This is a genomic window from Dokdonia sp. 4H-3-7-5, assembly GCF_000212355.1.
In the GTDB taxonomy this organism is placed as follows: Bacteria; Bacteroidota; Bacteroidia; order Flavobacteriales; family Flavobacteriaceae; genus Dokdonia.
In genome coordinates, this window is record NC_015496.1 from 3,202,947 (window position 1) to 3,215,040 (window position 12,094).

Here is a 12,094-nt window from a genome sequence, read left to right on the forward strand (position 1 = left end):
TATGTGTAATAGATTACGTATTGAAAATGACCTAAAAGTGTTTATGTTCGCTTGCGCGAAAATTTAATTTTATCAAAGCCACTTCTCCTATTGAAGTGGCTTTTTTTGTACCCTACTACTACAACGATTTCGTAACACAACAACCTATCTTATATAATGAAAATTAAAAAAGTCCTTGTCGCCAATCGCGGGGAAATTGCTATTAGAGTACTGCGTGCCTGTACCGAACTTAATATCGCTACAGTTGCGATTTATACCTACGAAGACAGATACTCACAACATCGCAATAAAGCAGATGAGTCTTACCAAATAGGCAAGAATAATGAGCCACTCAAGCCCTATCTTGATATGGATCAGATTATTGATCTAGCCAAATCTAAACATGTAGATGCCATTCACCCCGGATACGGTTTCTTGTCTGAAAACTCCACCTTTGCTAGAAAATGTGCCGAAAACGGTATCATTTTTATAGGCCCTAAACCTGAGGTAATGGATGCGCTAGGTGATAAAATCACTGCAAAAAAAGTAGCACAACAGTGTGGCGTTCCTATTATTGAAAGTAATAAAACTGCGCTAGACACCCTAGATATCGCTCTTAGCGAGGCTACAAAAATAGGCTACCCATTGATGCTTAAAGCTGCCTCTGGTGGTGGTGGTAGAGGGATGCGTATTATACGTAAGGTAGAAGATTTACAGCTTAGTTTTGACTCGGCTCGTAATGAGGCGCTCAACTCCTTTGGTGATGATACTATGTTTCTTGAGAAATATGTAGAAGATCCTAAGCATATAGAAGTACAGATTGTAGCAGATTCTCACGGTAACATTAGACACCTATATGAGCGTGATTGCTCTGTACAACGTAGACACCAGAAGGTGGTAGAGATGGCTCCTTCTTATGGACTATCACAAACACTACGCGATAATCTATACAAATATGCCGTTGCCATCGCTACTGAAGTAAACTACAACAATATTGGTACTGTTGAGTTTTTGGTAGATGCAGATGATAATATTTACTTCATTGAAGTAAATCCGCGTATTCAAGTGGAGCATACGGTTACTGAGATGGTGACAGGTATCGATCTTGTAAAAACGCAGATTTTTGTCGCAGGAGGTTATAACCTATCAGACAAGCAGATTAAGATTTACGGTCAAGAATCTATTGGTACTTATGGTTTTGCGATACAGTGCCGCCTTACTACCGAAGATCCTGTAAATAACTTTACGCCAGATTATGGGAAGATTACTACCTACCGTAGTGCTTCTGGTATGGGAATCCGTCTTGATGCGGGAAGTATTTACCAAGGGTATAAAGTAAGTCCGTTTTTTGACTCTATGCTAGTTAAAGTTTCTGCACATGGTAGAACGCTTGATGGCTCCATTCGTAAGATGGTAAGAGCATTAAAAGAATTTAGAATACGTGGTGTAGAAACTAACATTCATTTTCTGCAAAATGTCATCCAGACAGATACCTTTAAAAACGGAAAAACTACCGTAAACTTTATACAGAACACTCCTGCCCTATTTGACATCAAGCTATCACAAGACAGAACTTCAAAAGTGGTTCAGTTTCTTGCAGAGGTAAGTGTCAATGGAAATTCTGACGTAAAGAAAAAAGACGATTCTAAAATTTTTAGAACGCCAGAAACCCCATTATACAGCCTCTCAGACCCTTTCCCGAAAGGGACCAAAGACTTACTCACAGAGTTAGGTCCAGAGGAGTTTTGTAAATGGCTCATGGCAGAAAAAAAAATTCACTATACAGATACGACCCTGCGTGATGCGCACCAGTCCCTACTGGCTACACGCATGCGTTCGTATGACATGCTTAAGGTAGCATCAAGTTTTGCAAAGAATCACCCTAACACCTTTAGTATGGAAGTTTGGGGAGGTGCAACCTTTGATGTTTGTCTGCGTTTCTTGCACGAAAGCCCGTGGACACGCCTGCGCGAACTGCGTAAAGCGGTGCCTAATATCCTTTTCCAGATGCTCTTAAGAGGATCAAACGGTGTAGGATACAAGGCATATCCAGATAACTTGATAGAGAAATTTGTTGAAAAATCTTGGGAGAATGGTGTAGATATTTTTAGAATTTTCGATTCCCTTAACTGGGTAAAAGCTATGGAGCCTAGCATCCAGTACGTGCGTAACCTCACAGGAGGTATTGCCGAAGGTGCAATAAGCTACACCGGAGATATTCTTGATGTAAAGCAAACTAAGTATGATCTTAAGTATTATACCCAGCTAGCAAAAGATCTTGAAAACGCAGGAGCACATATGATTGCCATAAAAGACATGGCAGGACTCTTAAAACCGTATGCCGCAACAGAACTGGTAACAGCGCTTAAAGACACCGTAAACTTACCAATCCACTTACACACACATGATACGTCATCACTACAGACGGCTACTTATCTTAAAGCCATTGAAGCAAATGTAGATGTGGTAGATGTGGCCCTAGGCGGACTATCAGGACTTACCTCTCAACCTAACTTTAATGCGGTGGTGGAGATGATGAAATATCAAGAGCGTGAGCATCCTTTTGAGATGGACAAACTCAATCAGTTTTCAAATTTCTGGGAAGACACCCGCGAGATCTACTACCCTTTTGAGTCTGGACTCAAAGCAGGAACCGCAGAAGTTTTTGAACATGAGATTCCAGGAGGGCAATATTCTAACCTTAGACCACAAGCAATGGCGCTAGGTCTTGGTGATCGCTTTGCCGAAGTAAAAAAGATGTATGCTGCCGTAAATAGTATGTTTGGAAACCTAGTTAAAGTAACTCCTAGCTCAAAAGTAGTGGGTGATATGGCAATATTTATGGTAACTAATAACCTTACGCCAGAAGATGTGATGGAGCGTGGCGACACTATTTCCTTCCCAGAATCTGTGATTAATTTCTTTAAAGGTGATTTAGGGCAGCCCGTGGGCGGATTCCCTAAAAAATTACAGGCTATCATCTTAAAGAATAAAGACGCCTATACAGATCGCCCTAACGCGCATCTGGCTCCTGTAGATTTTGACAAGGAATATGAAACCTTTACGGCAAAATTCCAAAAAGGGTTTACACGCCCTCTAGAGATGGAAGACTTCTTATCATACATGCTCTACCCTAAGGTGTTTGAGCAAGCGCATGAAAATTACAAGAAGTACGGTAACCTAGCCCTCGTACCTACTAAGAATTTCTTTTACGGTATGGCATTAGGAGAAGAGATTCTCATTGAGCTAGAGCCTGGTAAAACGGTCATCATCAAGTTGCTTTCTATTGGGATACCTAGTGAGGAAGGAATGCGCACCGTGTTCTTTAAAGTAAATGGTGAAAACCGCTTTGTCGAAGTACACGACACCTCGCTCAACATTAAGAAAGTAGAAAATCTTAAAGTAGACCCAGAAGACAGCAACCAGATAGGCGCTCCCTTACAAGGATCGCTCTATAAAGTGCTTGTCAAAAAAGGGCAAGAGGTAAAGGAAAACGACCCACTCTTTATCATAGAAGCTATGAAAATGGAAACCACCGTAGTAGCCTCAAAAGACGGCCGCGTAGCATCCATTACCGTAAGCGACGGCAATATGGTCTCACAAAATGACCTTGTACTCACTATTGAGTAGTGCGCTGCGCTATTGATTTCTTATAAATACGCTTTCGCGAAAGTGTAACAAACTAAAAACCACCCAAGGAATTGGGTGGTTTTTTTGTGGGTTTAAACTAAACTGAAGTTATCTATTAGAAACATTAAATTAAGATTTTGAGCATTATAGCACCTTTATGAACTCTCCTATAATATTCATGTTTTCACCATTATCTTCATCGATAACAATATTAGAAAATCTGTCATCGTAAGAATTAGGACTTAAAATAATTGACTTATGAGCCCACCCCTCTTCGGTTACTGTTTTTTGACTATTGTATGTTTTTACTGTAAAAGCTGAATTTGTATCTGCGTCCTGTAAGTCAAAATTCTCAATTAATAAGATTTTACCATCCCTTGAGCCAGCCGAAGGTTTTTTAAATAAACAAATAGAACCATTTGGAATTCTTCTATTCATAGATTCTCCAATAACAGTACATGCAAAGTAATCATCACTATATTCCTCATTAGTTTCAAACATCGAGTATTCCTTTTCTGATTGCATTTCACTAAATGAACCAGCTGCAGCATAAAAATTGTACAATGGTATCTGATATATAGAACTTTTATTTTCTTCGTAGTTAGTTATTTGCTTCACATTGTCCGCTTCTGAGCTTGTTGAAGTATTGTTTGAAACATTGCTCTCAGTTATATATCGGTAGATGTTTTCAGGTACAGAGTCCTTTAATTCAAATCTAATTTTCACTACTGGTACATCCTTACCACTATCATTTTTCATTGTCGTTTGTTCAACCAAATCATGAATTGGCATGACATCACCCATAAAATAGAATTCGGTACTTTCATCATTGCTTTTTTTGATGAAAAGTGGTAATCTTATTTCCTTATTATCACGCTTACCTAATATTGACAAAACATCTTTACTTTCTAATTTTCTATTAGATTTAGACATCCAATTGAATTCTTTGTTATTTACGAATTCATCTTCATACTTAGTGGATTCAGAAATATTATCTTCCTTGTGATAATTTACAAAAATTGGACAATGTTCATCATTAGGGCTTACGAGATATCCTCCAACGTTTTGAGGTACCGGATTTTCATTTACATTGAGAATTCTAAAAACATCTTTTCGTGAATACTTTTTATACAGAATAAAGCCATTTCTCCAATCTTCAATTTTAAAGTTTCTATTAAATGTGTCAATAGAGTATTTAACCGAGTCGAGAAAATATTGTCTAAAGTCTTGTTGCTCCAGCATTTCACTAAATTCAGGAGCTATGCTTATTACTCCGCTTTTTATGTCAATGATATTTAAGTTATATATTTCTCTAACGGAAATTAATTTTTTGTCCTTCTTTTCACGGACAAATTCAAAATTCAAATTAGCTATAGTGGATATAATAGTTTCCTCATCAATTTCAAAGTCATAGCCAGTTTTAATAATTTTTTGAAATTCTTCAAATTGTAAGGAACCGAATTTTATAAGCTCATGTATAAGTATACTTTCAGTTATCCGCTTTCCATTATTTATTTCTTTAGAAAATAATTCTAGTAATTTCACTGCTTTACTCGAAATACTTCCTTTTAATTCCTTGTTCACTTTAATCGCGAAATTATAATAGGATTTGGCATAATCAACAAACCAGTAAGGGTCTCTAGAACTTTGTTCAACAAAGTCCATCATAAATGGTTCTCTACCTAGTCTAAACTTCAACAAATCATAATCATTTCGTAAATCAGTAAAGCGCTTTAATTTCGCATTATCAATTGATTTAAAAATTTTTTCTTTTGATATTCTATCAAAATTAATTGTTGATGTTCCAGGAATCATTCGACTTCCATCAGATAATAATTTTCTTATTGAATCTTTGTTATAAGAAGTATCACCATATAAAGCTATTGGTATTAAATAATTGTTAGTGTAATTACCAATAAAGTCAATTATTGTAACATAACTCTTACCTATTGTTTTTCTTAATCCCCTTCCTAATTGTTGAATAAAGATTATTGAAGAATTAGTTGGCCTCATCATAATTATCTGATTGACCCTTGGAATGTCTATACCTTCATTAAAGATATCTACAGTCAAAATGTATTCAATCTTATCATTTAAATCTTCGGATTCTAATTTTCTAATTGCTTCAGCCCTTTCTTCTTCTGAATTGTCACCAGTCAGTGCGATAGTCTTCAAACCTTTAAGATTAAGCTTTAATGATAAAGCTTGTGCTTCATCTTTTCTTGAGCAAAAGATTAATCCTCTTGTTACTCCATTATCAGTTCCGTATAAATTAGCATTAGTAACTATCTTATCAACGCGTTCATCCGCAGTTAATAAATTAAAATCGCTTTTATCATCAAGCGCATTTCCATTAATATTTATGTCAGTTACTCCATAGTAATGAAATGGACTTAACATCTCTTCCTCCATTGCTCTATTCAATCTTATTTCATAGGCAATATTATGATTAAAAAGACTAAAAATATCATTCCCATCGGTGCGTTCGGGAGTAGCTGTCATACCCAGTAAAAACTTAGGATTAAAATATTCGATAAGTCTCAAATAAGAATTTGCTCCGGAACGATGACTTTCATCAATTACTATGTAATCAAAATAATTCTTATCAAACTGTTCAAGATTTGATTGTTTAGAAATTGTTTGTACTGTTGAAAAAAGGAAGTCTTTATCGAGTTCTTTAATATTTCCTGAATAAAGCCCCATGCTCTTAAAGTTTTTAAAGACAGATTTGAATGTCTTCATTGCCTTTTTAGCAATATTTTGTCTGTGGACGACAAACAAAAGTCTTTTAGGATTAAATTGCTTTGAGTCAAAAGCTGATAAGTAAGTTTTACCTGTGCCGGTTGCAGATATTAATAACGCTTTAGTTTCTTGTCGATTTCGAAGATTAGATAAGTTATATAAAGCTTCCATTTGCATGGAATTAGGTTTGATTTCTTCTAATGTTTGTACAGATGAAGTTTTAAAATTTAATAATTTCTGTGCGTTATATATTTCAGAATACTTTTCGATGAACTTTTCTGTAACTAATTCACCATTGTCGAAATCCGATTCAAATTCTCCAATAACTTTATCTACAATATCACTAGAATGTAATGCCGAGACCTTAAGATTCCATTCTTTATTTTTTGATAACGCGGTATCTGTTAAATTACTACTACCTATAATTAAGTTATAATAATCTATTGTTTTAAAAAGATACCCCTTAGAATGCGAATTACCATGAGTTGAAATTCTCAGCTCAATATTTTTAAATTTCAAAAGCTTTCTTAAAGCCTCGGGTTGAGTAAAATTTAAATATTGAGACACTATAACTTTCCCCTGTATCCCTTTTTCTTCAGCATAGATTAAACTATTCATTAAAGACGCGACACCACCAGTAGTTACAAAAGCTACTGAAATAAAAAAAGATTCACACCTCTCTAGTTCAGAGGTTATAGAAGTTAAAACCTTGGTTCTTGGATTCTTCCGATTAACTAATAATTCTGGTTGATAAAGTAATTCAGATTTTGATTTTTTATCAATAAAGCCAGTGTGAATACTGTTTTTAAAATCTTCTATTTTAAATTTAGTCATTCATTATAAGTTTTTGCACTATCGGGATATCTGCTGCTGCCCAATCCAATGAATTTAATTTATCAAGAATTAACCATTCAGCTGAAATGTGCTCTTTTAAACTAATTTCCTTGGTTTGGACTTTACAAATGTAACTGTGCATTTTTATTTCAAAATCTGGATATTGGTGATTGATAGTTAAAAATAAGTCTCCGATGGAAGGTTCAATTTCTAATTCTTCTATAAGCTCTCTTTTCAAAGCTTCAATATTCGTTTCTCCAAATTCTATTTTTCCTCCTGGAAATTCAAATTTTTCAGAAATATAAGTTAGTTTATTTTTAGGACGTTGTAAACAAAGAATTTCCTCGCCATACTTAATTATAGCAGCGACAACTTCTATTTTTTTCATTTATAATCTTGAATTTGTATTAATCAAAAGAATTGAAATAACCAAAATCTGAAATTTTCATTATTTTAATTCTCGAACAATTTACTAAAGACGAGGTTAATTATATAGAAATAATCAGGTATAATAAATTAATAATCCTACAACATATTTAGTTCCTAAAACCTTAACAAATATCAATTTCAAAAATTAAATTATCCAACTTATTTAATATTCCCCTGAATAAAAGACTTGTTTATTAATTGATATGTGAAATTCAATAAAAAATCTAATTTGCCAACCTCCCACCCCATCCCCACCAAAACCATATCTTTGAGTAAAACACCACCACCACTCAACCTATGGACGCCAAACCGCAAAAACATTCCATCACCTACATCCTATTGCTCATACTAGCGGGAGAGGCGGTTTTTATATTGCCGTTTGTACTGGCTAGGGTTTTTAGGGCGACGGTGCTTGATGTATTTGAAATAAACAACACAGAGCTTGGTTTTTGCTTTTCTATTTATGGTCTGGTGGCGCTGGTATCTTATCTTTTTGGTGGTCCGCTGGCAGATAAGTTTCCTCCTCGTAAGTTAATGGGGGTGGCGCTTGTACTCACCGCCCTGGGCGGACTGGTATATGCCAATAATCCCTCGCTAGTTACTTTGCAAGTGCTGTATGGCTTTTGGGGCTTTACGACTATTTTCTTGTTTTGGGCAGCGATGATTAAAGCTACGCGTGTTTGGGGTGGTGAGAAAAGCCAAGGGAAAGCCTTCGGCTTTCTAGATGGTGGTCGCGGCCTTGTAGGTGCGTTATTTGGAGCATTGGGTGTGCTTATTTTTTCGTTGTTTGCTCCGGAAAATGGAAGCGAGCTATCACCAGAACAGCAAGCGGAGGCATTTACTTCTGTCATCTATTATTCTTCTGCCATTGTAGCAATTATTGGAGTTCTTGTGTTTTTCTTTCTTAAAAGTGATGTAGCAGCTGAGGAAATAAACAAGGAAAAAATTACTTTGAACACCATAAAAACGGTACTCAAACTTCCCTCTGTTCCCTTATTAATGATTATTATTTTATGTGCCTATGTGGGCTACAAAATCACAGATATCTTCTCGCTATACGCAAATGTAGTCATGGGATACAATGAGGTGGACGCTGCCAAAACGGGTACTTTCTTACTCTTTATTCGTCCCGTAGTAGGCGTGGTAATTGGTTTTCTAGCAGATAGATCTAGAGCGTCTGTATACTTGATGATAGGTTTTGTGCTGTCTGTTCTTGGCGCCATATTATTTGCTTCGGGAGTGCTTCATGAAGGAACTACGCTACTATTCTTTCTCTCTATCATTATCACAGCCGTAGGTGTGTATGCTGCGCGGGTACTGTACTTTGCAGTGATGAAGGAAGGAAATATTCCGTTGTATCTAACGGGTACTGCTGTGGGCGTTATTTCATTTATAGGCTACACACCAGATATTTTTGCAGGACCTATGATTGGCTACTTTTTAGACGGGATGCCTGGTCGTGCGGGTCACGAGGCTGTTTTTTGGTTACTCGCTGCGTTTTCGGCAGTTGGGTTGGGTGCTTCTGTACTGTTTTATCGATTTTCGCTTCGTAATGATAAAGCCTAGTCTTTAAAAAAATAAGCTTTCGGTCAACTCGTCCCGATTTCATTTCGCGCAACTTGTCCCGAATTCATTTCGCGAAAGCGTAAAAACATAAGTTATACCATCCTTTTTAAATTTATCTTTGCAGCCAAATACAAACAATGCCCTATACCCTTCTTTCCTCTCCACTACAAGGCTTTACAGACTTTAGATTCCGTAATGCGCAACAGCAATTTTTTGGTGGTATAGATACCTACTATGCGCCTTACATACGTCTTAACGGGAAGATGGCGATAAAAGGTTCGTATCAACGCGACCTTGATCCTGCAGTAAATACGACGCTTGAGGTAATCCCACAAGTGATGACGGCAAGTGCAGATGAGTTTATGTTTGTAATTAAATATATTGAGTCACTGGGCTACACAGAGCTCAACTGGAACTTAGGTTGCCCCTACCCGATGGTTACAAAAAGCGGAATGGGTTCTGGGCTTATCTGTAACACAGAAAAAATTAATCACATTCTTGATCGTGCACATAGCGAGTCTAGTGTGACCATCTCTATGAAAATGCGTCTAGGTTATGAGAGCCCAAATGAAATTTTAGAATCTTTTAAGGTGCTAGATAAATATCCGCTCAAAAATGTGGCTATTCATGCTAGGCTTGGTAAACAGCTCTATAAAGGCGGTGTTGATCTAGAAGGGTTTCAGAAATGTATAGACGTGGCAAAACATACCTTGTACTACAACGGTGATATTACAAGTGTTGAGCAGTTTAGAAAAATGCGCGAGCGCTTCCCTTCTATCAAGCATTTTATGATAGGTAGAGGTCTCATTGCAGATCCGTTTTTGCCAAGCATGATTAAAGCAGATACGACGGAGTATCCTGCAAATAGATGGGAAACCTTTAGAGCTTTTCATGATACAATTTATGAGCAATACGATGCAGCATTGTCTGGCCCTACACCCATCAAAATGAAAATGCTAGGATTCTGGGAGTTTTTCTCTCAGTCTACTCACAATCCGCTAAAAGTGTATAAGGCTATCAAAAAAGCAGGAAATCCCGTAAAATATAAACAGGCTGTGGGCGAAATTATCGCTGCACAACGCAGAGCGCAGTAATTTTCATATAAGAAGTTCATAGCCGCGTTTTCTTCTAAGTATTTTGTTATTTTTAGATTTCATAATTAATTCGTGTTTATGAAGTCTAAGATTCCCAACGGAGTAATGTTTAATGCTTATCCAGATAGCATAGGTAAAAAGTTACGCGATACCGTTACCTTATTGCAGCGTCCAGAACTTAAGGATGTCTTCTCATTGTTTTATGTACTACCTACTTTTTTTAACAGTGATCTAGACCGCGGTTTTTCTATTGTTGATTATAACATCAATACGGAGCTTGTCTCGCAAGAGGATCTCGATGCGCTTAAAAAGCTAGATGTTATGCTTAAGTTTGACATTGTGCTTAATCACCTTTCTGTAGGCTCACCACAGTTTAAGGATATTTTAGAAAAGGGTGATGCATCACCATACAAAGACTTTTTTATTGACTGGAATGCCTTTTGGGAGGGCAATACAGCTTCTTACAACAACGGCGTAGCAGTTCCCAAAAAGGAATATCTCAACAAATTATTTATGCGCAAGCCAGGTCTACCTGTGCTTAAAGTATTATTTCCCGATGGCACAGAACGACCATACTGGAACACATTTTATCAGCAAATTACATATCATGAAATAACCATTGAGGATTTAGAAACTTTAAACGAACTAGCAACCGAGGATAAAAAGGATACCGTAGCACTTGTAAATAATGCGATTGCTAGTGGGTATGATATTTCTGAAGTACGCTTTCGCGAAAGCGTAACACCTCACATCTCAAAGCTTGTAAAGATTGTAGAGCAACAACGTTCTTATCTAGGGCAAATGGATGTGAATGGAAACTCGGAAATGGTGTGGGATTTTTATGATGAGACACTAAAAAAAGTAGCCGATTTTGGGTGTAAAATTTTGCGCCTTGATGCCTTTGCTTATTTGCATAAAGAAGTGGGCGAAACTAACTTTTTCAACAAACCAGGTACGTGGACATATCTAGAGCGTATCAACCAGATTGCTAAAAAATATGATCTTACCTTACTTCCTGAGATTCACTCAGAATATGGATTAGGCCTACACGACGAAGTTGCTTCTGAAGGATATCAAATCTATGATTTCTTTTTCCCTGGACTTGTTATTCACACCATTGAAACTGGAAGTGCTAGCGCTCTTTTGTCATGGGCAAAAGAAGTCATTGCCAAAGGTTACAAAACCGTAAATATGCTAGGCTGTCACGATGGGATTCCCGTGCTCGACCTTAAAGGAATTACAGATGCGCAAGGAAATAACCATCCAGGACTCCTCAAAGACACCGAAATTGAACATATCATTGAAACGATTTTGAGTCGTGGTGGGCGTGTCAAGAATATCTATGATCCCGAAGGAAACAAAATCTCATACTATCAAGTAAACGCTACGTTTTACAGCGCCTTAGGCGAAGATGACCGCAAGCTCTTGCTTGCTCGTGCACTACAAGTATTTATGCCTGGAATCCCGCAGGTTTGGTACTTAGACCTTTTTGCAGGAAAGAATGATTATGAGGCGGCAGACGCTGCTGGAACCGGAGGTCATAAAGAAATTAACCGCACTACCTTAACACAAGAAGATATTGAGCGCGGACTAGAAAAACCTGTGGTCTTAAAACAACTAGAATTACTACGTTTACGTAACACAGCTGCTGCTTTTTCTGGTACAATGACCATAGAAATTGAAGATGTTAGTCAGCTGGAAATTAGTTGGAAACAGGACGAGGATACAGCCACCTTAAAAGCAAATCTCACTGACTACTCATTTACGGTCACTCATGTTACAAATGGTGAAGAAACGGTCATTGCTAATAGCTAATTGAT

General features: G+C 37.1%; 6 protein-coding genes. 4 read left to right on the forward strand and 2 right to left on the reverse strand.

Annotated elements, in window-relative coordinates; translation table 11 throughout:
* Positions 1-156 precede the first annotated feature (156 nt).
* Positions 157-3,609 carry a pyruvate carboxylase gene (locus tag KRODI_RS14175; protein WP_013752311.1) on the forward strand — a complete coding sequence of 1,151 codons (3,453 nt, stop codon included), beginning with the start codon at positions 157-159 and terminating at the stop codon, positions 3,607-3,609.
* 144 nt (positions 3,610-3,753) lie between these two features.
* Here the strand turns inward: KRODI_RS14175 and KRODI_RS14180 are convergent, their stop codons facing one another.
* Together KRODI_RS14180 and KRODI_RS14185 are read right to left on the reverse strand one after the other, a co-directional pair.
* Positions 3,754-7,185 (reverse strand): DUF3427 domain-containing protein, encoded by a 3,432-nt coding sequence (locus tag KRODI_RS14180; RefSeq protein WP_013752312.1) that lies wholly within the window; start codon positions 7,183-7,185, stop codon positions 3,754-3,756.
* Entirely contained in the window at positions 7,178-7,573 is a 396-nt protein-coding gene (locus KRODI_RS14185) for a (deoxy)nucleoside triphosphate pyrophosphohydrolase (protein WP_013752313.1), read from the reverse strand. The genes KRODI_RS14180 and KRODI_RS14185 overlap by 8 nt, the downstream gene beginning before the upstream one ends.
* Before the next feature lie 338 nt (positions 7,574-7,911).
* Here KRODI_RS14185 and KRODI_RS14190 point away from each other — a divergent pair, with 338 nt between their 5' ends.
* The 3 genes from KRODI_RS14190 (at position 7,912) to KRODI_RS14200 (ending at position 12,089) form a co-directional block, all read left to right on the forward strand.
* Positions 7,912-9,180, forward strand: coding sequence for an MFS transporter (locus tag KRODI_RS14190; protein WP_013752314.1), 1,269 nt, complete (start codon positions 7,912-7,914; stop codon positions 9,178-9,180).
* Between the two features lie 137 nt (positions 9,181-9,317).
* Entirely contained in the window at positions 9,318-10,274 is a 957-nt protein-coding gene (locus KRODI_RS14195; protein WP_013752315.1) for a tRNA dihydrouridine synthase, read from the forward strand.
* 78 nt (positions 10,275-10,352) lie between these two features.
* Positions 10,353-12,089, forward strand: a complete 1,737-nt coding sequence (locus tag KRODI_RS14200; RefSeq protein ID WP_013752316.1) for an alpha-amylase family glycosyl hydrolase — start codon at positions 10,353-10,355, stop codon at positions 12,087-12,089.
* The last annotated feature ends 5 nt before the right edge of the window (positions 12,090-12,094 follow it).